The sequence below is a fragment of the Mesorhizobium shangrilense genome, from assembly GCF_040537815.1.
In the GTDB taxonomy this organism is placed as follows: domain Bacteria; phylum Pseudomonadota; class Alphaproteobacteria; order Rhizobiales; family Rhizobiaceae; genus Mesorhizobium; species Mesorhizobium shangrilense.
This window is the reverse complement of the sequence record NZ_JBEWSZ010000001.1, coordinates 3,238,026-3,262,896: the sequence shown is the minus strand read 5'-3', so window position 1 is coordinate 3,262,896 and position 24,871 is coordinate 3,238,026. Positions and strand designations below refer to the sequence as shown.

General features: G+C 60.4%; 22 protein-coding genes. 11 read left to right on the top strand and 11 right to left on the bottom strand.

Features of this window, described 5'->3' with window-relative positions; translation table 11 throughout:
- Nucleotides 1-31 precede the first annotated feature (31 nt).
- From ABVQ20_RS16045 to ABVQ20_RS16010, 8 genes are all read left to right on the top strand, one after another.
- Nucleotides 32-922: a LysR family transcriptional regulator gene (locus ABVQ20_RS16045; RefSeq protein ID WP_354460493.1), complete on the top strand. Its 891-nt coding sequence runs from the start codon at nucleotides 32-34 to the stop codon at nucleotides 920-922.
- Nucleotides 923-1,120: 198 nt separating this feature from the next.
- Complete coding sequence (locus ABVQ20_RS16040; RefSeq protein ID WP_354460492.1) at nucleotides 1,121-1,723, top strand: ANTAR domain-containing response regulator; 603 nt, start codon at nucleotides 1,121-1,123, stop codon at nucleotides 1,721-1,723.
- Between the two features lie 2 nt (nucleotides 1,724-1,725).
- Nucleotides 1,726-2,964: a CmpA/NrtA family ABC transporter substrate-binding protein gene (locus ABVQ20_RS16035; RefSeq protein WP_354462189.1), complete on the top strand. Its 1,239-nt coding sequence runs from the start codon at nucleotides 1,726-1,728 to the stop codon at nucleotides 2,962-2,964.
- 358 nt (nucleotides 2,965-3,322) lie between these two features.
- Entirely contained in the window at nucleotides 3,323-3,511 is a 189-nt protein-coding gene (locus ABVQ20_RS16030) for a hypothetical protein (RefSeq protein ID WP_354460491.1), read from the top strand.
- 42 nt (nucleotides 3,512-3,553) lie between these two features.
- Nucleotides 3,554-4,855 (top strand): MFS transporter, encoded by a 1,302-nt coding sequence (locus ABVQ20_RS16025; protein ID WP_354460490.1) that lies wholly within the window; start codon nucleotides 3,554-3,556, stop codon nucleotides 4,853-4,855.
- A gap of 20 nt (nucleotides 4,856-4,875) precedes the next feature.
- The gene (nirB, locus tag ABVQ20_RS16020) at nucleotides 4,876-7,326 is read left to right on the top strand and encodes a nitrite reductase large subunit NirB (protein ID WP_354460489.1); all 2,451 of its coding nucleotides are present in this window, start codon (nucleotides 4,876-4,878) and stop codon (nucleotides 7,324-7,326) included.
- Nucleotides 7,326-7,661 (top strand): nitrite reductase small subunit NirD, encoded by a 336-nt coding sequence (gene nirD, locus ABVQ20_RS16015; protein WP_354460488.1) that lies wholly within the window; start codon nucleotides 7,326-7,328, stop codon nucleotides 7,659-7,661. Before nirB ends, nirD begins: the two co-directional genes overlap by 1 nt.
- A 4-nt stretch (nucleotides 7,662-7,665) precedes the next feature.
- The gene (locus ABVQ20_RS16010; protein ID WP_354460487.1) at nucleotides 7,666-10,329 is read left to right on the top strand and encodes a nitrate reductase; all 2,664 of its coding nucleotides are present in this window, start codon (nucleotides 7,666-7,668) and stop codon (nucleotides 10,327-10,329) included.
- 460 nt (nucleotides 10,330-10,789) lie between these two features.
- On the opposite strand, the gene ABVQ20_RS16005 is transcribed toward ABVQ20_RS16010, so the two are convergent.
- Nucleotides 10,790-11,455 carry an NYN domain-containing protein gene (locus tag ABVQ20_RS16005; RefSeq protein WP_354460486.1) on the bottom strand — a complete coding sequence of 222 codons (666 nt, stop codon included), beginning with the start codon at nucleotides 11,453-11,455 and terminating at the stop codon, nucleotides 10,790-10,792.
- Nucleotides 11,456-11,545: 90 nt separating this feature from the next.
- Entirely contained in the window at nucleotides 11,546-12,430 is an 885-nt protein-coding gene (locus tag ABVQ20_RS16000) for an IS1 family transposase (protein ID WP_354460485.1), read from the bottom strand.
- 137 nt (nucleotides 12,431-12,567) lie between these two features.
- On the opposite strand from ABVQ20_RS16000, the gene ABVQ20_RS15995 reads away from it, so the two are divergent.
- Nucleotides 12,568-13,641, top strand: coding sequence for a P63C domain-containing protein (locus ABVQ20_RS15995; protein WP_354460484.1), 1,074 nt, complete (start codon nucleotides 12,568-12,570; stop codon nucleotides 13,639-13,641).
- A gap of 2 nt (nucleotides 13,642-13,643) precedes the next feature.
- Here ABVQ20_RS15995 and ABVQ20_RS15990 read toward each other — a convergent pair whose 3' ends face one another.
- Nucleotides 13,644-13,874: an RNA-binding protein gene (locus ABVQ20_RS15990; RefSeq protein ID WP_354460483.1), complete on the bottom strand. Its 231-nt coding sequence runs from the start codon at nucleotides 13,872-13,874 to the stop codon at nucleotides 13,644-13,646.
- Between the two features lie 587 nt (nucleotides 13,875-14,461).
- Here ABVQ20_RS15990 and ABVQ20_RS15985 point away from each other — a divergent pair.
- Entirely contained in the window at nucleotides 14,462-15,043 is a 582-nt protein-coding gene (locus tag ABVQ20_RS15985; RefSeq protein ID WP_354460482.1) for a VOC family protein, read from the top strand.
- Between the two features lie 22 nt (nucleotides 15,044-15,065).
- Nucleotides 15,066-15,875 (top strand): glutathione S-transferase family protein, encoded by an 810-nt coding sequence (locus tag ABVQ20_RS15980; RefSeq protein ID WP_354460481.1) that lies wholly within the window; start codon nucleotides 15,066-15,068, stop codon nucleotides 15,873-15,875.
- A gap of 231 nt (nucleotides 15,876-16,106) precedes the next feature.
- Here the strand turns inward: ABVQ20_RS15980 and ABVQ20_RS15975 are convergent, their stop codons facing one another.
- The 8 genes from ABVQ20_RS15975 to ABVQ20_RS15940 form a co-directional block, all read right to left on the bottom strand.
- Nucleotides 16,107-17,114 (bottom strand): succinylglutamate desuccinylase/aspartoacylase family protein, encoded by a 1,008-nt coding sequence (locus tag ABVQ20_RS15975; RefSeq protein ID WP_354460480.1) that lies wholly within the window; start codon nucleotides 17,112-17,114, stop codon nucleotides 16,107-16,109.
- A gap of 40 nt (nucleotides 17,115-17,154) precedes the next feature.
- Nucleotides 17,155-18,465: an MFS transporter gene (locus tag ABVQ20_RS15970; RefSeq protein WP_354460479.1), complete on the bottom strand. Its 1,311-nt coding sequence runs from the start codon at nucleotides 18,463-18,465 to the stop codon at nucleotides 17,155-17,157.
- Nucleotides 18,466-18,846: 381 nt separating this feature from the next.
- Complete coding sequence (locus ABVQ20_RS15965; protein ID WP_354460478.1) at nucleotides 18,847-19,230, bottom strand: nuclear transport factor 2 family protein; 384 nt, start codon at nucleotides 19,228-19,230, stop codon at nucleotides 18,847-18,849.
- A gap of 86 nt (nucleotides 19,231-19,316) precedes the next feature.
- Entirely contained in the window at nucleotides 19,317-20,414 is a 1,098-nt protein-coding gene (locus ABVQ20_RS15960; RefSeq protein WP_354460477.1) for an FAD-dependent oxidoreductase, read from the bottom strand.
- Between the two features lie 195 nt (nucleotides 20,415-20,609).
- Nucleotides 20,610-21,716 (bottom strand): ABC transporter substrate-binding protein, encoded by a 1,107-nt coding sequence (locus ABVQ20_RS15955; protein WP_354460476.1) that lies wholly within the window; start codon nucleotides 21,714-21,716, stop codon nucleotides 20,610-20,612.
- A gap of 82 nt (nucleotides 21,717-21,798) precedes the next feature.
- A complete protein-coding gene (locus ABVQ20_RS15950) occupies nucleotides 21,799-23,181 on the bottom strand; it encodes a branched-chain amino acid ABC transporter permease (RefSeq protein WP_354460475.1) in 1,383 nt (460 codons plus the stop codon).
- Entirely contained in the window at nucleotides 23,178-24,191 is a 1,014-nt protein-coding gene (locus ABVQ20_RS15945; RefSeq protein ID WP_354460474.1) for a branched-chain amino acid ABC transporter permease, read from the bottom strand. The genes ABVQ20_RS15950 and ABVQ20_RS15945 overlap by 4 nt, the downstream gene beginning before the upstream one ends.
- Nucleotides 24,184-24,843, bottom strand: coding sequence for an ABC transporter ATP-binding protein (locus ABVQ20_RS15940; RefSeq protein ID WP_354460473.1), 660 nt, complete (start codon nucleotides 24,841-24,843; stop codon nucleotides 24,184-24,186). Before ABVQ20_RS15940 ends, ABVQ20_RS15945 begins: the two co-directional genes overlap by 8 nt.
- Nucleotides 24,844-24,871 lie beyond the last annotated feature (28 nt).

Genomic DNA, 24,871 nt, shown 5'->3' with positions numbered 1-24,871 from the left:
CGAATAGCGGAACGATTAATTCGTGACGCTTATGAATATCCAGCTTCGCCATATACATTCCTTCATCGCCGTGGCGAGTGAGAAAAGTTTCGCGCGCGCCGCCAGGAAGCTGAATGTTTCACAACCAGCTTTGTCGCAGACCATCATGCAACTGGAACAGAGTTTGGGTTTTCCGGTGTTCGAGCGCACAACCCGTAGCGTCAGCCTAACGCCGTCAGGCGAAAGGTTGTTGGTGAGGGCGCGGGCGCTCAGCCAGTCGCTCGAAGCACTGCACGGTGAGGCGAGGTCGCTGCAACTCGCTCTCAAGAACGAATTGCGCGTTGGTTATATGATCGGCACCGCCGTGCAGTTTATTCCGGCGATCATTCGAGAGTTTGAACGAATTCGTCCGGGGGCCACCTTGCATCTGCAGGAGTTTGATTTCTGGGATCCGAGTGCCGGCCTGAGAGACGGCAAGGTCGATTGTGGCATCATTCGACCACCAATCGACTTCGACGACATCAACATTGTCGAAATCGCGCGGGAGAAATGTGTCGCATGCCTCCCTACAGGGCACCGCCTTAGTAGGCAGGAAACGGTTGTGCTCGACGATATTCTAGACGAGCCTATCATCGCTGCGCCGGTGGCGGGCATATGGCGCGACTACTGGCTGGCAAACGACTATCGCGTCGACAGGCCGGCGAAAGTCGTGTTCGAGGCGGCCACTGTCGAATCCGAGCTTCAGGCGGTCGCATCCGGGCGTGGCATAAGCATCACTGCCGACAGCACCGCGCAATACTATGCTCGGCCAGGCGTGGTCTTCAGGCCGATTTGCGACATGCGTGAATGCGTCATTGCTATCGGTTATCGGGGTACGCCGAACAAACTGGTCGCAGATTTCATTTCGGTAGTGAATCGCGTTTCCCAAGGCCACGATATCTAACTTTGGGGTACAATCGCGCCATGTTTGCGCCGCCCATGTTCTCTGCTGCCTAACGGCGCCTTGATCGGAGCATGAGGATTAAGGAGTTGCCGCCACTCCCCTCGAGAATTCCAGCCTACCGTCGCGCACCATGTGTACCTGGCCGCCGACATGACTATGCCGCATTGCACAATTTTGCGGTCTGGGCAGAATGTCGACATGGTCCGATCCTCCCTAGCCGTCCTGGTGATAGACGAGAACCGCATCCGTGCCGCGATCATCGAGGCGGGGCTGCGCGACGCCGGCCATGAGCAGGTCACCGTCATCCATGACGTGACCGGCATTGCGCGACGGATCGCCGAGATCGAACCCGATGTCATCGTTATCGATCTCGAAAATCCCAACCGCGACATGCTCGAAAACATGTTCCAGCTGTCGCGCGCGGTGAAGCGGCCGATCGCCATGTTCGTCGATCGATCCGACCAGGCTTCGATCGAGGCGGCGGTCGATGCCGGCGTGTCGGCCTATGTCGTCGACGGCTTGAGGCAAGAGCGGGTCAAGCCGATCCTCGATATGGCCGTCAGCCGCTTCAACGCTTTTTCGCGCATGGCGCGCGAACTGGAAGAAGTCCGCGGAGAACTCGAGAACCGCAAGGTGATCGACCGCGCCAAGGGCATACTGATGAAGTCGCGCGGCCTCAGCGAAGAGGCCGCCTACACGCTTCTGCGCAAGACGGCGATGAACCAGAACCGCAAGATCAGCGACATCGCCCAGAGCCTGGTGACCGCCGCCGGGCTGCTGGGACCGGCGGAGGACGAATGAGCATGGGCGCCGAGCACCAGATCACAGCCGGCTTCATGCCGCTCTTCGACAGCGCCGTGCTGGTTGCGGCCGGCGAGCTTGGTTTCGCTGCGCGCGAAGGCATTGACCTGACGCTGCACCGCGAGACCTCCTGGGCCAACATCCGCGACCGCATCGCCATAGGCCACTTCGATCTCGCGCATATGCTGGGACCCATGCCACTCGCCTGCAATCTCGGGCTGACGCCGCTCGCTTCCGAGACCATCGTGCCGTTCTCGCTGGGGCTCGGCGGCAATTGCGTCACCATCTCCAACGCCGTCTGGGCCGGCATGGCGGCGCATGGCGCTGAACCCGATCTCGACCCGGCACGCGCCGGTGCCGCACTTCGTGCGCTCATTCGCGAGCGTGCTGTGGCCGGTCATGATCCGCTGCGCTTCGCAGTGGTGCATCCGCATTCGGGGCACAATTACGAACTGCGCTACTGGCTTGCTGCCTGCGGCATCGATCCTTCCAGCGAGATCGAGATCGTCATCGTGCCGCCGCCCTTCATGGCCGACGCGCTGGCCGCCAGCCGGATCGATGGCTACTGCGTCGGCGAGCCCTGGAACAGCGCCGCGGTCGCCGCCGGCACCGGCCACATCATCACCGTCAAGGCACTGTTGTGGCGCAACAGCCCGGAGAAGGTAATCGGCGTGCGCAAGGCCTGGGCCGAGCAGAAGCCGGAGGCGTTGGCGGCGCTGCTGCGCGCGCTGCATCATTCGGCGCGCTGGTGCCAGGATCCGGGCAACCATGGTGAACTGGCTGACGTGATGGCGCAGCCCGGCTTTCTAGGCCTGCCGCCGGCCGTCCAGATACCGATCCTGACCGGCCATCTCCAATTGGGCGGTGGAGCGGAGCGGAGCATCGACGACTTCTTCTTGCCCTTCGACAAGGCGGCGAACTTTCCGTGGAAGAGCCATGCGCTGTGGTTCTACACGCAGATGGTAAGGTGGGGGCATGTGGCGCACACGCCTGAAAACTTCGCAATCGCGCGGAATTGCTACCGCCCCGACCTCTACCGCTCGGCGCTGAAGCCACTTGGCGTCGCATTTCCCGGCGCCAATGCGAAGGTCGAGGGCGCGCTTCGCGTGGCCACCGCGGTCGGTGCGACAGGGGCGGGTCTGGTGCTCGGCCCGGACGGTTTCTTCGACGGCCAGATCTTCGATCCCGACGAGATAGATGCCTATATCGCGCGCCAGAAATCGGGCAGCGCGGAAGGCTGACCATTTCCGCGCCATTCTTGTGCGCTGCACAAAAATTGTGCGCGCAATGGCTCTAGTGAACAATCTTTGGCCTCTGCGGCCTGCGGGGTCGCGCGGCGACAATCGCTTCTCATCATTGATTTTATTTATGGTTTTCCTTTCAACAAAAACTGGCACGGTTCGTGCTTTGAAATAAACGAGCCCTTCCAGGGCAATCGAACAGGCGTCCAATGGCGGGCGCCCACAGGCAAAGCTGCCGCTCAGGTCAACACGCGATCCCGGATGTACGGACGCGCGAGATCTGGCCGGCGGCTTTTTTGTTTTGGTCGATACGCAATCGAAGGCGCTGGTCCCAGGCGGCGTCCAACCGGAGACGACGATGACGAAACGGATCGCAATTGGCACCTCGCTGAAGGATTTCACCCGCCGCGACTTCGTCGTCAGCAGTGCGCTGACAGCGGCCCTGTTCACCGCAGCGCTCCTGCTGTTTCCCGCCGGCGACAAGACCGAAAGCAAGGGCTTGTCCGTGCCAGGCTCGGTCTCATTGCCGATCCGCGCCGCTCATTGACCAACCCGCGGCGCCTCCCACGCCGCAAACCGGAGCCAGACAATGACCGCTAATCTCCCAGCCGCGCCCAGCCAGGACAATGCTCCCCGGCAGGCGCTCGTGATGTCCACCATCGCCTTCACCGTCTGCTTCGCGGTGTGGACGATCTTTTCGATCATTGGCGTGCGTATAAAGCAGGAGCTTGGGTTGAACGAGACGGAGTTCGGCCTGCTCGTCGGTACGCCTATCCTCACCGGCTCTCTCGTGCGCATGGTGCTCGGCGTCTGGACCGACCGCTATGGTGGACGGCTGGTCTACACCGCGACCATGCTTGCGGCGGCGGTCGCGACCTTCCTGCTCGCTTTTGCGCACACCTACGGGCAGATGCTGGTCGCCGCGCTCGGCGTCGGGCTCGCCGGCGGCTCCTTCGCCGTCGGCGTGTCCTATGTTTCGCGCTTCTTCCCCGCCGACAAGCAGGGCACGGCCCTCGGTATCTTTGGTGCCGGCAATGTCGGCGCCGCGGTCACCAAGTTCCTGGCGCCATTCGTGCTTCTCTCCTGGGGCTGGCAGTCGGTCGCGCTGATCTGGGCGGCCGCACTCGTCGTCATGGCGGCCATCTTCTGGTTCACCACGGGCGACGATCCGGTCATCCGCGAGCGCCGTGCCGGCAAGACAGCACCCGCGAGGAGCTTCTGGCAGGAATTCGCGCCGCTTAAGAACCTGCAGGTCTGGCGCTTCGCCTTCTACTATTTCTTCGCCTTTGGCGCGTTCGTCGCGCTGTCGCTGTGGCTGCCGCGCTACCTGATCGGCGTCTACGGCTTCGGGCTTGTGACCGCCGGCATGATCGGCGCTGCCTATTCAGTTCCCGCAAGTGTCTTCCGCGCCTATGGCGGCGTGCTTTCCGACCGGGTCGGCGCCCGCACCGTGCTCTATTCGACCTTCGCCGTCAGTGCTGTCGCGACTCTCGTTCTGTCTCTCCCCCCAGCAGACTACGTCGTGCGCGGCATCAGCGGGCCGATCGCCTTCCATTTCGAGATCGGCCCGCTCGCCTTCATAGCCGTTGCCTGCGTGCTCGGCTTCTTCATGAGCCTCGGCAAGGCTGCGGTCTACAAGCACATCCCCGCATACTATCCGCAGAATGTCGGAGCGGTCGGAGGCGTGGTGGGCATGATCGGCGGGCTCGGTGGCTTCATCCTTCCGATCGCCTTCGGCGCACTCAACGACCTCACCGGCGTCTGGTCGAGCTGCTTCATGCTGCTCTTCCTGATCGTCGTCACTTGCCTTGCCTGGATGCATTTCTCGATCAGGCGCATGGAGCGCGCGGCAGCCGCCGAAGCTCCATCCCTTTCCTACGCCGCAGAGTGAGACCGGAGCGAATCAGCACCATGACCGAAAAACTCGTCATCATCGGCAACGGCATGGCTCCAGGGCGCATGCTGGAGCACCTGCTGGAAAAGGCGCCAAGCCGCTACCAGGTCACCATCTTCAATGCCGAGCCGCGTGTGAACTACGACCGCATCATGCTGTCGCCGGTTCTCTCGGGCGAGAAGGCCTATGAGGAAATCATCATCCATGGCGACGGCTGGTACATCGCCAACAACATCACCCTCTACAAGGGCCACAAGATCATCGCCATCGACCGGACGACCAAGACCGTCACCTCCGATCATGGTGTCACCGAACCCTATGACAAGCTGGTCATCGCCACCGGCTCGGTGCCGTTCATCATTCCGGTGCCGGGCAACAATCTGCCTGGTGTGCTGACCTATCGCGACCTCGACGATGTTCAGGCCATGATGCTCGCCGCCCAGTCGCGGGCCAAGGCCGTGGTCATCGGCGGCGGCCTGCTTGGACTGGAGGCGGCTGCGGGCCTGAATGCTCAAGGCATGGACGTCACCGTGCTGCATGTCATGCCGACCTTGATGGAGCGCCAGCTCGATCCAGCCGCCGGCTATCTCCTGCAGCGCGCGGTGGAGCAGCGCGGCATCAAGGTCATCACCAAGGCTAACACGCAGGCGATCACCGGCAACGGCAAGGTTGGTCAGGTCGAACTCGCCGACGGCACAATCATTCCTGCCACACTGGTGGTCATGGCGGTGGGCATCAGGCCGAATGCGGCGCTGGCGAAAGAAGCCGGCATTGCCGTCAATCGCGGCATCGTCGTCGACGCCGGCATGCGCAGCAACGATCCCGACATCTACGCGCTTGGCGAATGCGCCGAGGTCAACGGCATGGTCTACGGGCTGGTCGCACCGCTCTATGAGATGGCGCGCGTTGCCGCGAGCCAACTCGCCGGCGACGGGACCGCCGCCTTCGTCCATTCCGACACGCCGACCAAGCTCAAGGTCACCGGCATCGAGTTGTTCTCGCTAGGCGACTTCGCCGAGGGCGACGACCGCCAGGAGATCGTGCTGCGCGACGCTTCGGCCGGCGTCTACAAGCGCCTGGTGCTCAAGGACGATCGCATCATCGGTACCGTGCTCTATGGCGAGACGGCGGATGGAGCCTGGTTCAACGACCTCAAGAAGAAGCAAACCGACATCTCGGACATGCGCGATACGTTGATCTTCGGCCAGTCCTACCAGGGGGGTGCCCAGCTGGACCCTATGGCGGCCGTTGCAGCCTTGCCGGATGATGCGGAAATCTGCGGCTGCAACGGCGTATGCAAGGGCAAGATCACCGGCGCGATCACGGGCAAGGGCCTGACTTCGCTCGACGAGGTGCGCGCCCACACCAAGGCGTCGGCCTCCTGCGGTTCCTGCACCGGTCTGGTCGAGAAGCTGATGGTGCTGACCATCGGCGACAAGTACAACCCGGCGGCGGTGCAGCCCATGTGCGGCTGCACGACGCTCGGCCATGACGAGGTGCGCCGGTTGATCATGGCCAAGCGCCTGAAGACCATTCCCGCCGTCATGCAGGAACTGGAATGGACGACCTCATGCGGCTGCGCCAAATGCCGGCCGGCGCTCAACTATTATCTCGTCTGTGACTGGCCGGACGACTACGCCGACGACTACCAGTCGCGCTTCATCAATGAACGCGTCCACGCCAACATCCAGAAGGACGGCACCTATTCGGTGGTGCCGCGCATGTGGGGCGGCGTCACCAATGCCGCCGAACTGCGCGCCATCGCCGATGTCGTCGACAAGTTCGAAATCCCGATGGTCAAGGTCACCGGCGGCCAGCGCATCGACATGCTGGGCATCCGCAAGGAAGACCTGCCGGCGGTGTGGGCCGATCTCGGCCAGGCCGGCTTCGTCTCCGGCCATGCCTATGCCAAGGGCCTGCGTACGGTGAAGACCTGCGTCGGCTCGGACTGGTGCCGCTTTGGCACGCAGGATTCGACGGGGCTCGGCATCCGCATCGAGAAGTTCATGTGGGGCTCATGGACCCCGGCCAAGGTCAAGATGGCGGTGTCCGGCTGCCCTAGGAACTGCGCCGAGGCGACCTGCAAGGATGTCGGCGTCATCTGCGTCGACAGTGGCTATGAGATCCACTTCGCGGGTGCGGCCGGCCTCGACATCAAGGGCACCGAAGTGCTCGGCCTTGTGAAGACAGAAGACGAGGCGCTGGAGCATATCGTGGCGCTGACGCAGATGTATCGCGAGCAGGGCCGCTATCTCGAGCGCATCTACAAATGGGCCAGGCGCATCGGGATCCCCGAGATCAAGCGCCAGATCATGGACGATGGCGCGAAGCGCAAGGCCTATTTCGACCGCTTCGTCTTTTCGCAGAAATTCGCCCAGGTCGACCCGTGGTCGGAACGCGTTTCCGGCAAGGACAAGCACGAGTTCCAGCCGATGGCTTCCGTCGGGTTTGCGCAGGCGGCGGAGTGATGGAGATGAACTGGATCGCCATCGGCTCCCTCAGCGACATCCCCCGCCGAGGCGCGCGCTGCGTCGACACGCCGGAAGGCAAGGTCGCGGTCTTCCGCACTCAGGACGATCAGGTCTATGCCATTGACGACCATTGCCCACACAGAGGCGGCCCCCTCAGCCAGGGCATCGTGCACGGCACGGCGGTGACCTGTCCGTTGCACAATTGGGTCATCTCGCTGGAGACGGGCAGGGCGCTCGGCGCCGACGAGGGCGCGGTGCGCACCATTCCGGTGCGGGTCGAAGGCGAACTTCTGTTCATCGCGCTGGAAGCGCTGGCCAGCCGCGCGGCCTGAAGACATGGAGATTGACGAAGCGCGCGAGGTGAGGACCACTTGCCCCTATTGCGGGGTGGGCTGCGGCGTGCTGGCGAAGATCGCCGCGGACGGTGAAGTAACCGTCCGCGGCGATCCCGACCACCCGGCGAATTTCGGCCGACTCTGCTCCAAGGGCTCGGCGCTGGCCGAGACCATCGACCTCGACGGCAGGCTGCTCCATCCGGAGATCGACAGTCGCCGCGCCGGCTGGGACGAAGCGCTCGATCTCGTCGCCTCGACCTTCTCAAAAACCATCGCCGAGCACGGCCCCGACGCGGTTGCCTTCTATGTCTCCGGCCAGTTGCTGACCGAGGATTATTACCTCGCCAATAAGTTGATGAAAGGCTTCATCGGCTCGGCCAACATCGACACCAATTCGCGGCTATGCATGGCCTCGTCGGTGGCTGGCCACCGCCGCGCCTTCGGCTCCGACACGGTGCCGGGTAACTACGAGGATCTGGAGCTCGCTGATCTCATTGTGTTGGTCGGCTCCAACCTCGCCTGGTGCCACCCCGTGCTTTACCAGCGCATCGCGGCTGCCCGGGAAAAACGACCCGGGATGAAGATCGTGCTGGTCGATCCGCGCCGCACCATGACCGCTGACATCGCCGACATGCATCTGGCGATCGCGCCGGATGGTGACGTCGCTCTGTTCGCCGGCCTGCTCGCTTATCTCGCCGAACACGACGCTCTGGACGACGCATATATCGCAGCCCACACAACAGGCTTTGCGGAAGCCTTGTCCGCTGCCGCCGAGCTCGACCTTGCCGGCATGGCTGCTGCCACCGGGTTGAGCGAGGACGAGCTGGACCGCTTCTTCGGTCTGTTTGCCGCCACCGCAAAGACGGTCACCGTCTACAGCCAGGGAGTCAATCAGTCATCTTCGGGCACTGACAAGGTCAACGCCATCATCAACTGCCATCTCGCCACCGGCCGCATCGGCAGACCGGGGGCAGGGCCGTTTTCGGTGACCGGCCAGCCCAACGCCATGGGCGGCCGCGAGGTCGGCGGGATGGCCAACATGCTCGCCGCCCATATGGAGATCGAAAACCCCCAGCATCGCGACCGCGTGCAGCGCTTCTGGAACGCGCCTGCGGTCGCCGATAAGCCCGGCCTGAAGGCGGTCGAGATGTTTCGAGGCGTGGCCGACGGGCGTATCAAGGCGCTGTGGATCATGGCCACCAACCCGGTCGATTCAATGCCGGACGCCGACGCGGTCAAAGCGGCGATCAAGGCTTGCCCGTTCGTCGTGGTGTCGGACGTGTTGGCCGACACCGACACGGTGCGCCATGCCCATGTCCGGTTGCCCGCAACGGCCTGGGGCGAGAAGGACGGCACCGTCACCAATTCGGAGCGCCGCATCTCGCGCCAGCGCAGCTTTCTGGCAGTGTCTGGCGAGGCGCGGCCCGACTGGCAGATCATCGCCGAAGTCGGCAAGAGAATGGGTTTTGGCGCTGCGTTTTCCTATACGTCGCCGTCGGAAATCTTCGCCGAGCATGCCGCCCTGTCGGGTTTCGAGAATGACGGCGTCCGCGATTTCGACATCGGCGCCTATGCCGATGTCGATGAGGAGACCTATGAGGCGCTTGCCCCTTTTCAGTGGCCGGCTCCCAACACGCTCTGGCACGGCACGCGCTTCTTCGCCAATGGCAGCTATTACACCCCGGACGGCAAAGCGCGCTTTATCGTCATCCGCCCGACCGCGTATAACCCCATCAACCCGGGTTATCCGCTGGTGATGAACACCGGGCGGGTTCGCGACCAGTGGCACACCATGACGCGGACCGGCAAGAGCCCGCGTCTGTCCCAGCATATGGCCGAGCCCTTCGTGGAGATCCACCCGGTGGATGCAGCAAGATTCGGCATCGGCGATGCCGACATCGTGAGCGTCTCGACCGCACATGGCCACGCGCTTCTTCGCGCGCTGGTGACGGCGCGACAGCGAGCAGGTTCAGTCTTCGTGCCGATGCACTGGACGGACCAGTTCTCCGCTCGTGCTCGCATCGATGCGCTGGTGGCGCCGATCACCGATCCGATATCCGGCCAACCGGCTTCGAAGAACGTTGCCACCCGAATAGAGCGGTTCGCTGCGGATGCGTTCGGTTTTGCAGTGTTTGCCGAACGCCCGGCCTCGATAGATGCCGACTACTGGAGCCTCGCCCGCTGCACAGGCGGCTGGCGCCTCGAATTTGCTCTCGCGGGCAGTCGGGACTGGACGGTTTTCGCAGCTTCGCTACTTGGTGCTGACGGACAAAGCGATATCCTTGCCTATCGTGACGTTGCCGGAGGTCACCATCGCTTCGCCCACTTTGCAGGCAGTCGGCTGGTTGGCGCGCTCTATCTTGCACCCGAGCCGGTCGCCGTGTCGCGCGGCTGGGCGGCGGAACAGTTGAATGCCGATCATGCCGATCGGCGCGGGAGGCTTGCGGTCGTGGCGGGGCGACCGGGAGGGAATCGTGTGGACCATGGTGCCATCGTCTGCTCCTGCTTTGGCGTCGGCGTCAATCAGATCGCGGAAGCGGTGCGCTGCGGTTGCGCCAGCGTAGAGGCAATAGGCGTAGCCCTTAATGCAGGAACAAATTGCGGCTCTTGCCGTCCTGAGATCAGGATCATCGTCGACGTAGAGCGCCTTCAAGCAGCAGAGTGATGAGCGCCAGTACATGCCGCAAATGGCCTTATAGCGAAACCATACGGAACAATGCGGGGGGATTTTGATATTGGCCCACAAAAAATCAATGAAATTAACATCGCGGGCACGTCTTCGAGGCCTGCCAGTCCGCCCCTGTTTCGTGGTATTTTAGCTGTCTCAAAATAACTCCGACATTTCCGTGAGTTGGCGCGAGTGATCCGCAACACTTGGCTTAGACGCTACGGTGAGCGCCCAAGCCCCCAAGCACTTCGGTGCGCGCACTCCTGCTGCAACTTGCCGAGGCAAGTGGCGAGATTTTGATTCTGACCCAAATCGTCGCGGAGCGGCTGCTCGTCGGGCTCTGCACAAGCCGATCGCCGGCGAGGACCTGCGGCAAACGATCCTCGCAGTCTTCCTTCGCGGCAAGGAGGCCATCGTCGCCGGATTCGCCGCTTCGGTAGTGTCTCAGTTTGAAATTCTAGCGCTTCCGCTTCGGTCTCTGATCTGGTGGCATCCACCATTTTGGTGGGTCGTATTCAAGTGGCCGCCGAATGAAGCGCCCATCCAATGACTTGACGAAATTGGGCAGCAAAGCCCGCTCCATATCCTCTTTTCGAATCGAGAAATCGAGGTCTGAATACGGGAGGGCCTTGTCTGGCGGCTTGCGATTTGGCGGAGCCACCAGCGCCAATTTTTTATCCGGATATCTGTCCTTCAAAACTCTGGCTGTTGCCGCTTGATCGGAATCAGCGCTGACCAGAAATGCCCAGTCGAAAACGTCATCTACCGCATCCATCATGAGGGATAGGGCGACGTTAATATCCGACTGTTTTTCGGAATGTCGACCAAGCTCCTCATTGAAGACATAGTGCCCCTCTAGCACGGTAACGCCACAAGCTATTTGCGCGTTGTTGAACGTCCTATGGCGTCCCAGTGAGTCGGGCTTGTGAAAAGGCATCGCGGTGCAAAACACGACCTTTTTCAAATCGAGGCCGTTTGGGGCACATAGAATCTCAGACAACCGCCACAGGTTGCACCATTTCATAAATGGTTCACCCATTTCGTGTACAGGGTGATAAAGATTGAACCCGTCGAAATAAAAAGCAGCCCTTTTTGGGGGCATTGGGTCTTGAATCTGGCTCAATTGCGGGATACCTAACGGTTACAACGTCGTGCTGTTCTCAGCACGACAGCCCCAGCGCCAGGCTTAGCCGGCGACTGGGGTTTTCCTTTTCTACGCCCCTTTTTTGTAAGGCCCCCTTGGCCCCGGCTTGGGTGCAACTGCATCCATCTTCTCGCAAATATTGTCCATTGACCAGAGCGTCTGAGACACGCCAGCGGCCATAGCCGGTGAGGTCTTCAGCGTCTTATGAATGCGAATGAAGTTGTACCAGACAGTGTACAGCGCAACCATGTGGACGTGGTTTTCGAACTTCTTTGAGAACGCATTCGTGAGACGCGTGAAGCGGCGCATCTGCATGCGCATGGTAAGGTTCTGGCGTTCGACGTGCGACGTGCTGACATGCGCCAGATCGGGCGAGCCTTCAATCCGGGTCTTCTTTGCGCCAGTACATACGGCTGGGCTGTAGCGGCGTTCCTGTGGCACTGCCTTGCCTTCCGGCTCACCATACATCTTGACCAGCATGGCGTAGTCGATGTCGGCGCCAAAGGCTTCCTCGACAGCGTTCAGATAGGCCTTGTGGCCGTCTGTCGTAAGCTGGACGCGATTGGCAAGGCGTTCCTTCACGTCATCCATGAAGGCCAGCGCGTATTCGCCATCGCGACCGCCGACCAGCCAGGAAATGATAAGCTTGCTGTCGCTGTCGAGCGCGGTCCATGTCCACGTGTCGCCAGCGCCTTCGACGGTGTTTTTCATCGCCGCAACGTTCTTTTGCTTCGCTGCCGTGAAGCTCCAGATTTCATCGCACTGGACGCGCTTGGCCTTCACGTTGCGGACTTCGCGGTCGTGCAGCTCGGCGCAGAACTTGCCGGCATCGACCAGAAGCTTCGAAACGGTGTTGATCGACACGTCGGCAACGCGGGAGATCGACCGCATGGAAGAACCCTCGCAAAGCATGGTGAGGATTTGGACGCGGGTTTTCAGGGGCAGCTTGTTCATGCCCCTAATATCTGAACCTTTATGCTTAGTGTCAAGCATATGCGTGCACCAGAATCAGATTTATGCACGCATAATTTCGCTTGTGCGTGCAAATGACAAGTGCAATATGCCTGCATTATGCACGCATGGAGATTCGGATGACTGAGGATGACGAGAAGAACGAGGCCAAAGCTCGAGGTGGGTTCGCTCGAGCTGAAGCACTAACTCCAGAAGAAAGGGCCGAAAGCGCTCGAAAGGCTGCTCTTGCCCGGTGGGCTAAGCCAATTGGAGAAGAGAGCGCGGCGGAAGAGACGATTCCGGCGGACGATGATGTAATTGCACCTGAGCCTGCAATGCCAATTGCGAGGTGGCGAGGGACACTGAATATCGTCGGTCTCGAGGTGCCTTGCTACGTTCTTGATACCGGCGAAAAGATCATTGGGCGAACTTCGGCCACCGAACTTCTCACCGGCATTAAGGGCGGTGGAGCGCTCGAGAAATATCTGGGGGTAAAAGCACTAGAACCGTTTATAAACAGCGGCTTAGTTCTCGAGAGAATGGTGCCCTTTAGATTGCTCGAGGTCGAAGGTCTCGAGAAAGCCGTGAAGGGTCTGCCGGCCGATTTGATGATCGAAGTGTGCCAGGGTTTTGTTGCGGCGCTTCAATCCTCGTTTGACCCAAATTCGCCCTTTCCCAAGATGACGGATCGCCAGCGAGAAATGGCGATCAAGGCCAGCATGTTTCTTTCCGCGTGCGCCAAGATCGGCCTCGAGGCGCTGATCGATGAAGCTACTGGCTATCAGTATGAACGCGCCGAGGATGCCCTACAGGTAAAGCTGCGGGCATTTATCGCCGATGAATTGCGTGCTTGGGAAAAGACTTTCCCGGATGAGCTATGGACCGAATTTGGCCGGCTTACAGGATGGAGCGGTTCGCTTCATAGCCGGCCGAAGTGGTGGGGCAAGCTTGTGATCGAAATGATCTACGACACGCTGGACGATGATGTCGCAGAGTACCTGAAAAACAATAAGCCACCTCCGGGCGTAAGGTGGCATCGTCAGTTGACTGAAAATCTCGGTGTTCGCGCGCTCGTATCGAGGTGCTACGAGGTGATCGGTATGTCGAAGACGTGCGTAAACATGCGTGAGCTTCGAGACAAAGTAGCGCAACACTACGGCAGACGAATGGTTCAGTTTTCGCTGCCGCTGCCATATCCGCCGCCCAACAGATAGGGCTATTTCTTCCAGCGGCTTTCCGCAGCCTTCCTTGCGATCTCGGCGCGCCGTTCCGGCGTCATGTTCTCGGCGCGCTTCTTCCCGCCTTTTGCACCAAGCGCTTTTGCGGCGGGGTCTTTGCCATCGTCAATCACGTCGTCGGCTTCCTCGCCGGTGGCAATGCGCATGACGCGGACGGCATTGCCGATAACATCGGCGGGGCGCTTCTGGCCTTTAGGTCCGGTTGGCATCAGGATACTCCCAAACAAGGCCGCCACCGCGCTCTTCCATTGCTAAACTATCGGCTCCGACACTGGACCTGCGCCCTTCTAGGATTTGAATGGCAGCGCCCCTCGTCTCGTCCACGTCGGTCCCGCACAAGGTCCAGGATTCGAGTGTCTCTTTCGTGCCGTCATCCAAGCACCGTCTGAGATGCACACCGTACCAATGCACTATCTTCCCATCCTTGCGCCAAGCGCCTGAAGCGTCGCGCGTGATGATCGGTTCATTTGGTTTTTCTCGCGGCGACTCCTGCATGGCGCTAAGCATACCATGCGCGGTATGGGGAGGGCGAGCGCCGTGTCGAGGGCTGCCTTATTCAAACTGAGACACTACCGCCGCTTCTGGCGCAGCGCGCTTAAATGGATTAGCATCGCCTCATGCAGCCGTGGGCCAAGCGCTCAAGACGGACGCGCAGAACGCCGGCAGGAGGGGGCGGATGCGGATCCGGAAGCCACGACCGGTCACGCACATCTGCCGAGTTCATGCTGGCCGGATCAAAGGTGCGCGGCTGCACGTCCCGGCATAGCGACGCGCAGACTTCAGGGGAGGGCGGCCAATGCAGAAACTGCAATCGCAGGGCGTTCATCACATCACGCTGGTCGGCGCCGGGCGCCAGACCTCCATCGACTTCTGGGAAGGCGTGCTCGGCATGCCGTTCATCTTCGAGCAGCCCAATCTCGACAAGGCAAGCGAGAGCCACCTCTATTTCGACCCGGGCGACGGCCGGCTGATCACGGTCTTCACAGACGAGGGCCGCGCGCCAGCGAAGCGGCGCACACCGACAGATACCGGCTGCGTCCATCACATCGCCTTTGCGGTGTCGCGCGTCACCTTCCTGCAGGCGGTCGCCCGGCTCGACGAGCGCGCCATCAAGCACAGCGGCGTCAAGGATCGCGGCTTCATGGATTCGATCTATTTCGAGGATCCGCTCGGCCTGCTGATCGAGCTCGCCTCCTACCGCTTCGAGCCGCCTGCGGGCTTCACCCATGCCGACGTGCTGATGGAAGCGCACGGACTGCGGGTCGCGCGCGGCGACTACAATATTGCGGAAGTGCACCTTGCCGACGCGATCCAGGCGCTCGTCGAGCGTTCCCGCGCAACCTTGTCGGACGACCGGGCGCCGAAGAACCCATATTAAACAAACCACAGGGAGGAACAAAATGGCCAAGACAGCGACGAAGAGTGCGAAGAGACCCGCGGCCAAAGCAGCCGCCAAGCCGACGGCGAAAGCGGCGGCCAAGCCAGCTGCGAAGGCTACGGCGAAGCCGGCGAAGAAACCAGCCGTGAAGCTCAGCATGCTGAAGCCCAGCGTTAACAACATGACCGTTCGGGTGTTCGCGCGCGCGGCCGGGCTGGATGCCGCCGAGACCGATGCCTGGGGCCACACCCGCTCGCCGGAATTCACGGCGCGAAACCCCTCCCATTTGACACCAATGATCGAGGACAAGGGCCTTCCCAGAGGCGTGTTGTGGGAAAGCTGCGCCATCATGCAATACCTTGCCAACAAGCATGGGCTGGAGAAATTCTATCCCAAGGCGCCGGCCAAGCGGGCGATGATCGACAGCGCCATGTTCTATCTGGTCGGTACGCTCTACCCCTATGTCGCGCGCGCCACCTATCCTTTACTCGGCTTCCCGCAATATGCCGGCGAGGTCGGCCACAGCGATGCTCACCCCGACAAGAAGTCCGAAGCCCAGAGGGCCGCGATGGCAGCGATTGCCGAGCCGCTGGAGGTCTTTCACAGCTTCTTCAGGGACGGCAAGCCGTTCATCGGTGGCAAGAGCCCGTCGATCGCCGATATCCGTCTGGCGGCGACGCTCGAGTTCTTGGCCGTCATTGATTATGCGCTGCCCAAATGGGCGAAGGAGTACATGGCGGCGATTGAGAAGAAGCTCGGCAAGGCCTATGCCGAGCCGGCCGGCGACGTGCGCGGCTATATCGCCCATGTGAGGTCGCAGGCTAAGGCATGAAGCCTCTCGCTTGAAAGATTGCTTCCTGAGCCAGACATGCTCCTGCGAAACAAAGCTGTTCCGCTAGTAATCTAAGGTACGGCGCTTGCCGCACCTTGGGTGTCGACGTGGTTGTTCGATGCCCGTCAGAACCTGCCCCTGCTACCCTTGGGCGGTCCAACAGCGCATCATACGGGGGCGTACCATGATGTACACGTGGGCGATGAGCATCGAACCCCAATCCCTGGTCGATCATATCGCTCGACCAGCCATCTGGATGATGCAATCGCCGCGCTCAACGAGGGCGGGGTGACGTAAGCACACTACGATCCCGTCATTGATGGCGTATTGGGGCGAGGGCGGAATCGAATGGTCATCGAGGTTGAGAACCTCACCAATGGATTGACCCGATCTCACCTCGGCGCCAAGCGAAACAGAGGGCGCAAAAACGCCCGATGCTGTGGCATACAAGTTGTCGTCACGGTCCCGAACGATGAGCTTCTTTGTCAGATCGGGTTTGGATACGGGAATCGCGTCCGCATCGATAACTTCAAGGGCAGCCAGGGCCCGCAGGGTGCCCTCATAACAGATCCTCAGACCATCTTGGTTGACTGATCCACCACCTCCGAATTCGCTCGAGATATAGACGATACCGTTGCGCTCTGCGCAACTCTTGCCCATTCGAGGTTCGTCGAAAAACTTCCAGACCAGCGCGAGGGGGGCACCAAAGGCGTCTAGGATGAAACCCGCCTTGCGATTGATCTCTTTGTCCTGAAACTCGTGTGTCGCGATCAGGGGTAGATAATTTAGGGACGTACCTCCTGAATGAAAGTCGAACCAAGTGTCTGAAATCGGAGCGAGTACGGTCTCTATAAAATAGGCGATCTGTTCTGAAGGTGTTCCATCCGGATCGCCGGGAAACACTCGGTTGAGGTTCTGCCCGTCCAGGGGTGATGTTCTTGTGCTAGCGAGCGCTGCCGGCAGGTTGATGCTGGGAACGACAATGAGGCGACCTTGAATGGTTGCCGGGTCGATTTCACGGCTCAGCCGGCCGAGCGCTATCTGCCCTTCGTACTCGTCTCCGTGAACTCCGCCGGTCAGGAGAATGGTCGGTCCCCTTCCGTTCGCGATTATGCAGACGGGAATTGCGATGGTGCCGTATGCCGAACGATGGACCGAGTGCGGCAAGTGAAAATGGCCAAACTGCTTTCCCTGCCGCTCGAAGTCGAGCCGGCTCCATATCCGAGAGTTAGATTGCATACCGACACCCTTATACTGTCTTAACAAATTTTGTTTCTTGCTACTTTGAGATATCGCGGTGAACCGTTTCCGGCGTCGAAATCACCGTGATCAGAGTCAGGGCTGCCGCGATGGCCGCGTAGATCGCTGGAGCATTGGGCGATGCTGTGTAGAAGCGCAGCCAGGTGACAACGTAGCCTGCGGTGCCGCCGAAGAGCGCGGCCGCCAGACCATAACTCACCGACAACGCCGTGTAGCGCGTTCGCCGGGGCATAAGCTCGGTGATGGCGGCGGTGAAAGGCCCGGCATAGACCGCAATCGATACGGAGACGATAATCAGCGCCAGCAGAACCAATGGTGTTGATCCCGTGGCGACCAGTGCAAAAACCGGGATTGGGCAGACAGTCAGCAAGACAGCTCCGGCCAGCATCAGCGGCTTGCGCCCTACTTTATCAGATAGGAAGCCAAAAAAACCGATCAGCGGGATCTGGACCGCAAGCGAGAGTGAATAAAGCCATTGCGCGGTGCCGGCGGACAAGCCTGTTACTGCGGGGATATAGGATTGCATGTTGACGTAGGCATACGTGACGATCGTAAAACCGCACACCAGCCCCACACCACGTAAGACAAGCTTCCACATGTCGCGAAAGGTTTCGGAGATTGGGCTGTCAGGAATCTCTCCCGCCATGATTGCCTGTTGCATGATCGGGGTGTCGGTGCTTCGAGCGCGAAGGAACAAGCCAACCAGCGCCGCACAGGCCCCTATTAGGAAGGGGATTCGCCAACCCCAGAGCTTCATCTGGTCCCCGCTGAGAACAGCAATGAGACTTGCGACAATTGCGGCTCCAAGCAGATTGCCGAAGATAATCGCCATGTAGTGGATGGCCCCGTATGTGCCTCTTCGCTTCTCGGGCGCCCCCTCGATAAGGAAAGCAGCGCCACCCGCGAATTCACCTCCGGCAGAAAACCCCTGGGCACATCTGGCGACCACCAAAAGCACTGGAGCTAGAAGGCCTACCGACGTGTAGTTTGGAGCGACCGCGATCAACAGCGAAGAGGCGCCCATCAGTATGATGGTCGCAGCCAGGGCGTGTTTGCGGCCTTTGCGATCGCCCATATGTCCGAAAAAAAGCGCGCCTAGGGGACGAAAGAAAAAGCCAACCCCGAATACTGCCAGCGCGCTGAGCAGAGAGACGTGCGAGTTCTCGGAAGGGAAAAATTCGGTAGCAATCCAGGCGGCGACCGCAGCGTAAACCGAGTAGTCAAACCATTCGAGCGTTGTGCCAATTACGGCCGATGTAATTGCAAGAGGTTGTCTTCTGGATCGGCGATAGATGCTAGCACTATCGCTCGTTCCCACATTGCTTGACATGCCAAATGACCTCCCAAAAATAGGGACATGACAGACTTCGCCTGCTCCCCGATTTCTATTGACCCGCGTTGCCGTAACTTCAGGTATCTTTGATCGCTGCGGACATGCACCGGTATGGTATGCGAGGCCCGTCATATGATCGCGCCAGAAGTAGCCGCCAATCGGTCCGCCGTGTTTCAAAAAACCGATGGATGTGAAATTTCCGAACATCGCCTAGCGATGCAGAAAGACTCGATGAAGTCTCGATCATCCGGAGAGAACGACACTCGCAACACTTTCGAAACGAAAGCTGGGCCCAGCCGGCGCTTTGGCCGCGATAGATATCGCGGCAGAAGAAGTGTGGGTTGGCGACTTCCGCTTTGTGTGCTCGTCTTCGCTGCCCTAGTAGATTGGTTCGAACTGATAGACCTTTGCAACGATTTTCCAGTCGTCGCCAATCCGGACGAGAGAGAGGAAATCGGTAAACAGCTTGGGGCCGATCGCGCATTGCACCCTGGCGAGCGCAGTGTTCTGACTGCCAAACTCGATGGAAACGATTTGATCGACCCGAGCCTCTTTTCGGGTGGCGGGAGATTCGCGCTTCGCAATGATGTCGAGCCAGGTCGAGGTATCCACTGTCGCCAGTTTTTCCTCGGCAATGGTCGAGAGTTGGGCTTTCGGATGAAACACCTCACCGAGTAGGGAAACGTCGCAATGGTAGAGGCCGTCGAAGTACCGGCCGAGCACCTTTGCAACACTTGCGTAATTCTGGCCTATGTCCGTCATTCTTTTCTCCTTGGGTGTTGGTAACGGCAAAAACAGGTTCTATCGGTTTAGATCGACTGTCTTCGCCCGAATGGTTTCAGACGGTTTCAGGGAATCCTGGCTTCGAGCCTGGCCCGAAGTTCCGATGCGGTCACCTTGCCGTCGACCGCATCGGCGACGGCCATTCCCGTCATGGCGCCGAACTTGAACCCGTGACCCGAGCAGGTCGAAATGGCCCAGGACCGACCGTGGCAGCGCACGAAAAAGCTGCGGTCGGACGTGTTCGTGTAGTAGCACGCCCTTCCTCCCAGAATTTGATACTCGTCGAAACTGGCAAGGGCATCGCGAGCGATGCCAACAACTGTGGAAATTTCGGCCGGGCTGGCTTCGCGGGTGGTGTTTGGATCGCTGCGCTCGAACGGCAGGTCGAATGTCATCTTCATCCGCGTGCCACGCAGCGGCGGCGTCACGTAAAAATTGTCCTCAACGGTCCAATCCGCCAGCGCGGGTGCGCTGGCCCACGCTTCGGCCAGCCGATCCGGCGCATGGGCATAAAGCATGATCTGCCGGGTGGGCTGGAGTTCCTCGCCATCGGGCACCAGTTCGCCCGTCCATGAGCCCGCCGCGACAACGACCTGGTCGAACTGCTGCCAGGCGCCCAGGACGCGAACACGTCCATTGTCGTGATCGACCTCCTCGACCCGTGCATAAGGCCGCAAGGCAACGCCTTTTGCCGTGAGCCAGCGCGCAAGCGAGACAAGTATCCGTTCGGCAAGCAGAATGCCGGATTGGGGAAAAAGCACGGCGCGATCGCTCGGTCTTGGACGCAGGTGGGGAAAACGTCTCACGAAATCGCCGGCGTCAATCTCATCAAAAGCCAAACCATTGTCGCGGGCGAACGCGACCGAAAGCGCAACGTCTTCATTGTCGGCATCCGCGACATAAAGAACGCCCGTCTCGATATACAGCGTTTCCTGCAAGTCGTTCCACAGTACGTCCCATGCCTTGGTCACGCCCAACGACAGCTTGGCGTATCCGGCCATTCGTCCATAGGCGAAACGATGGTACCGTTGCTCGTCATAGGACGAGGCCATCGGATTCGGGATCGGCCCGCGGTCAAAGACAGTAACTTCATGGCCTCGTCGGCGAAGTGCCCAAGCCGTCGATAAGCCTACGATTCCCGCACCTGCCACTGCTATTCGCATCGTCTGATCTGCCTTCGGTCAACGTCTATTTTGCTCAAGCAAGAGTGCTCTCGCGAGTTTTCAAGTCTGTTCAGTTGATAGGCTCAACCCATACCGCCGTGGCGGAAGTTGCCCAACGCTCGCGACAAGGCCGGGATTTGAGAGGGCGGGGACACCGGCCAGCGGCATCCCCGGCCTTTCACCTATCCCGCCGCCTCAACGGACGCCGAGCACTTCAAATTTGCCGTTCTTGACCTCTTCCACGCGATAGGTACCTGGCACATCGCCCTTGTCGTCGAACTCGACGCCGGTTGCGCCTTCGTAGTTGATCTTGCCACCCTCTTTCAGGATTTTGAGGCCCTTCGCGAGTTCGCCGGGGTAAATCTTCTCGCCGGGTCCGTTGGCCACCTTCCGAATACTGTCGTTGACGGCTTTGCGATCCGTAGAGCCAGCAGCCTGGACAGCCAGCGCGAACACTGCCGCGGCATCGTAGGACTCCGGCCGGAAGCCGCCATCGCCATCAAAGCCCGCGGCTTTCGCAAGCTCCACGAACTTCTTGGACGCATCTGACGAACTGCCGGGCTGGGTTCCGAACGAACCTTCCAGTCCGCCGCCGATCTTGTCGATCAACACCTGGCTGATCATGCCGTCGGCCAGCACGAAGGTCTTGAACGCACCGGTATCGAGCGAGCTCTGAATTATCGCGGCGCCCCCCTGGTCGAACCGCCCGAATACAACCAGCACATCCGCTCCGCTCGCACTTAGCGCGCCGACCTCGGCCGAATAGTCGCCGCGCCCATCCTCGTGTGCCGCGTTCAACAACACCTTCCCGCCTTTCGCGACATAGGCCGCTTCGAAAGAGGCGCTGAGACCCTTGCCATAGTCGTCATTGACATAGCTGATCGCGACCTTCTTGATTCCCCGCTCGATCGCGAGATCGGCCAACACCTCACCCTGCCGAGCATCGGACGGCACGTCCCGCCACGTGTAGCCGCTCAGGCCGGTTATCGCCGGAGACGTGGCGACCGGTGAAATCATCGGGACTCCGAGGTTTCCAGTCACGTTTTTGGTGATCGCGACAGTAATTCCTGAGCAGTTTGGCCCGACTATTCCCACAACACTTTCGCTGTTAACGAGCCGTTCAGCCGCCGCAGTGGCTGAGCCGGCGTCCTCGCAGGTGTCATCGGCGCGCACTGGAATAATCTTGGATCCATTGAGCAAGAGGCCCGAATCCGAGACTTCCTTCCACGCAAGCTCTGCAGACAGAGCCATGTTTGGTGCAATCGATTCCGCAGGCCCAGTAAATCCGAGCAGAATGCCCATTTTTATGTCCTCGGCAGACGCTGGTATTGATCCGGCAAGTGCGATTGCGCCGGCCAGCAGAAAAGCATTTCTCTTCATGTTTTTATTCCCCTACGCCTCTTGATTGACGGCTACGGCCCGGCCGCTCGGGTAGAAAGCCCTGCGGGTGGAAGCGCAGCACCAGCAGAAGGATTGTGCCCATCATCAACACGCGGAAATATTGCGCCTGCTGGAGCAGGTGCGTGCGGATTAGCGAGGTGTCGCTCATCCAGAAGGTCGTCATTTTGACAAGCCAGTATCCGATGGGTTCCGATTGGACCCACACGAACCAAATGAGGAAGGCGCCGAAGACCGAGCCAACGTTGCTGCCCGAACCGCCGACGATCACCATGACCCAGATGAGGAAGGTGTAGCGAAGCGGGATGTAGGCGGCCGGCGTCAATTGGCCATCTAGGGTGACAAGCATCGCGCCGGCGATCCCGACGATCGCCGATCCAAGCATCAGGATTTGCAGGTGGCGCCAAGCCACATTCTTGCCCATCGCACCTGCCGCGGTCTCATTGTCGCGAATGGCGCGGATCATGCGTCCCCACGGCGAACTCAGGGCAAAGACGCATAGGGCGAGCAAGCCTGCCAGCACGGCGGCGAACAAGCCCGCAAATGCAAGTTTAACGATGATCGACGAGGCTTCGGCCACGAGGAGCCGCAGTGCGGCGGTTTGCTCCGTGGCAGGAAGTGCATCAAGATAGGACCGGTTCATCCAGGTCACTAGGTCGACGAGCCAAGTCTGCTGCTGCAGCAGGCGGCCGTCGGGGACCGGCTGCGGCAGGCCTGTCGCGTTCTTGACGCCACGTGTCAGCCAGTTCTCGTTCTTGACCATGGCGACGATGATCTCGGATATGCCGAGGGTCGCGATGGCAAGGTAGTCCGAGCGCAGTCCGAGCGCGACTTTTCCGACCAGGAAGGCCGCACCCGCCGCAGCCAAGCCCGCCAGCGGCCAGGAGAAGAGTATCGGCAGACCGAGGCCGCCCATGAACCCGCTGGCGGCGGGATCATACGCCTCGATGGCCTGGCGCGCCGGCACGAATACCTGCCTGAAGAGAACGAAACCTACGATCAGGACGACTGCTGGCAAGGCGTATTTGAGAACGCCTTTGAGGTATCGGAACAATATCACCGCAGCGACAATCCCGATTGCCAGCACGATAAACGATAGGGCTAGGCCGACCCCGCCGGCTTCAATGGCGCCCGAAACCGGCGCATGCCCGACAAGCAGCGCAACGACGCCGCCAATCGCTGCAAAACCCATGATGCCTGCATTGAAGAGGCCGGCGTAGCCCCATTGAATGTTGACGCCAAGCGCCATGACGGCAGAGATCAGGCACAGATTGAGTGTCGCGAGCGCCACCGACCACGACTGGAGGAAGCCGACCAGTAAAAAGAGGATGGTCAAAACGCCGTAGAGTTGGACCGCGCGCTTCATCATGACGACTTGGCTTTCAGGATACCAGTCGGCGCAATAATGAGAATGACGACCAGAATGACAAAGGAGATGGAGAACTTGTAGTCTGTTGGAACGAGCTGCAGAAGACTGTCACCCACGTCCGAGCCAGGCAGGAAATACAGCACGACCTTGCGATAGGCATAGGTAAGTGCGATCTCAGAAAAGGCGACGATGAACCCGCCGATGATAGCCCCGACCGGTCTGCCGAAGCCGCCGACGATCGCGGCCGCGAAGATCGGCAGCAGGATTTGGAAATAAGTGAACGGCCTGAAACTCTTGTCGAGGCCATAAAGTACACCCGCAACCGTCATCAACGTCGCGGCGATGATCCAGGTTGTCCGGATCACGACCTTCGGGCTGACGCCGCATAGCAGCGCCAGTGTCTCGTTGTCGGAAAACGCGCGCATGGCCGCGCCGGTGCGTGTGCGCTGGAGGAACAGAAACAGGGCAAGAACCGCTGCCACCGCAACTGCGAGTGTAAGGGCCTGGGAAGTCCTGATCGTCAGGCCTTCAAGAAGACCCGTCGCGTCCTTGAACTGCTGCGCGGAAATCAGAAACCGTTCGCCATCCGCAAAATTCCGCTCATCCGGCCCGATGATGATGCGAACGACGCCGTTCAGGATGAACATCACACCCATGGAGGCCATCATGAACACGACGGGAGCCGCCTTTTGTCGCCGGTAGTGCGCGTAGACCAGCCGGTCGGCGGCAAGGCAGAACAAGATCGTGCCGACAATACCGAGCGGCAGCGCAGCCAGCGCAGTTGGCAGAAAGCCGAGGGAGAACCCCACGCTCTGCAGTGCCCATGTTCCAAGTATGGTCAGCATGGTGCCGAAGGCCATCGTGTCGCCGTGGGCGAAGTTGGAGAACCGCAGCACGCCGAAGATGAGGTTCACGCCAAGCGCCCCGAGCGCGAGCTGCGCGCCATAGGACGTTGCCGGCACAACGACGAAATTCAGGAACAGGACGAGTCCGTTGAGTAAATTATCCACCGAGAAAGCTCCGTCGGACTTCGTGATCTGCGAGGAGATCCTGGCCGCTGCCCGTGTACCGGTTCTCGCCGAGCACCAGCACGTAGCCGACGTCGGCGATCTCTAGCGCCTGGCGGGCATTCTGTTCGACCATGAGCAGTGCCAGTCCGCGCTCTTTCAGCGCCACGATCTGCTGCAGCAGGTCCGCGGCGACATTGGGCGAAACGCCTGCGGTCGGTTCGTCGAGCATGAGCACCGTAGGTCGGCTCATCAGGGCGCGCCCGACCGCCAGTTGCTGCCGCTGTCCACCGGAAAGGGTCCGGCCAAGATCGCCGCGCTTGGTCCTGAGGATCGGGAACGTCTCGAACACTTCTTCGATGCTTGCGCCGATGTCGTCACGGCGCAGATAAGCCCCCATTTTCAGGTTCTCCAGCACCGTCATCGTCGGGAAAATATTGTCGGTCTGCGGTACGAAGGCGATGCCTCTCTTTACCCGCGATTGCGGGTCCATTCCGCCAAGCGATTTGCCGTCGAGGGTAATGTCGCCGGAGGTCAGTGGCACGATCCCCAGCAGCGCTTTCATGGCGGTGGACTTGCCGGCGCCGTTCGGCCCGACGATCACGACCACCTGGCCGCGGTCAACCGAAATGGAGCAGCCGTTGAGGATCTGCACTCCATTGTAGCCGCCGCACATCTTGCTG